Genomic DNA, 1,510 nt, shown 5'->3' on the forward strand with positions numbered 1-1,510 from the left:
ACTCAAGTTTCGCACCTTGAAAAACACGCTTAGATACTGCTGCTACTGAAAATCTTTTGAAAAATTAGCAAGCTTGACAGAAAAACACCCTTCATGTTTGGTAAAATGGAAATTGTCCAGATAACCATTCCAAACCGAAAGGTGCGTAACCTTATGTTACACCACAACTCCCAGTCTGAAAAGGGTGAAGAACGTTTTTCTGCCCTGTTTTCCACTTTGAAAGTAGGACACTTTCTCCGTCAAGCTGGCATTCGTAAATCGTTTGGCTTTCCGGCTTTTACTGTCTTCCAGCTTATCTTTACGTTAATTTTCCAGCAACGAAGTTGGTCCCGTTTACTCCAAAGCAACCGTTCTTCACTGCCGGGTAAAGATGTTGTCTATCGTTTTTTGAATCATCCCGGTTTTGCTTGGAGACGGTTCTTTCATAGCTTTAGCCTGAAAATCATTGAACACTTTGAATCCCTTACTTCCTCTTCACGAGTTCGTGCGTTCATCGTTGACGACTCCGTCCTGAAGCGGAATCGTTGTAAAAAGGCTGAACTGTTGGCACGGGTTCATGACCACACGACAGGTCGTTTCGTACGCGGGTACAACATGCTGACTCTCGGCTGGTCGGATGGTTTTAGTTTTGCTCCCATCGATTTCGTCATGCTCAGTTCAGCTAAAATAGCCAACCGTTTCTGCGAAATGAAGGAATCGTTGTCCAAACGTACGCAAGGCTACAAGCGGCGTCTTGAGGCGTTTTCTCGCAAGCCCGATGCGGTCGTAGCTATGCTGGACCGTGCGATTCAGGCTGGCTTTGCAGCCGATTTCGTCTTGATGGATAGCTGGTTCACCCAAGCTCCCTTGCTACGCAGCTTGATGGCTAAAGGCTTGCACGTCATTGGGATGATCAAAGACATGAAGCAGCGCTACCGATTAGACGACAAGCGAATGACTCTGAAAGAACTCTATGTGAAGCTTTCACGATCCTCCAAAACGGAGATCTTGGGATCGGTTCTTACCCGAACCGATTGTGGGTTGCCTATCAAGTTAGTTTTCGTCCAAAACCGGAATTGCCGTAGAGAATGGCTGGCTATTTTGAGCACAGATATCGAACTCGCAGATGCCGAAATTGTCCGTATTTATGGCATCCGCTGGAGCATTGAAACCTTCTTCAAGTTCACCAAATCTTATTTGAAGCTGGGAACCGAGTTCCAGGGTCGCTCTTTTGACATGTTGATCAGCCACACCACCCTTGTTTTCACTCGTTACCTGGTGATGGAATGGGAGCGACGCGAGCATCAGGATCAACGTTCTTTGGGCGGGTTGTTTTTTCTGTTTTCGGATGAAGTCCGTGATCTGGATTTGAAAGCCGCGTTACAACAAATCGTCAGCTTTTTCATTGAGCTTACTCAAACGAAGACCAAACAGGGGAAGTCGGCCATTTTAAGTCAAGTCCAGCAATGGATTTCAGGTTTACCCAGCTACATCAAGGCTTTAATGCCAAATTTGAGCTGCGAAACTTGAG

At 46.2% G+C, this 1,510-nt stretch carries 1 protein-coding gene; it reads left to right on the forward strand.

Annotated features, from left to right (window positions below; genetic code table 11):
• Nucleotides 1-153 precede the first annotated feature (153 nt).
• A complete protein-coding gene (locus tag N0M98_RS33605) occupies nt 154-1,509 on the forward strand; it encodes an IS4 family transposase (RefSeq protein WP_249866132.1) in 1,356 nt (451 codons plus the stop codon).
• The last annotated feature ends 1 nt before the right edge of the window (nt 1,510 follow it).

The sequence above is a fragment of the Paenibacillus doosanensis genome, from assembly GCF_025060755.1.
Classification (GTDB): Bacteria; Bacillota; Bacilli; order Paenibacillales; family NBRC-103111; genus Paenibacillus_S; species Paenibacillus_S doosanensis.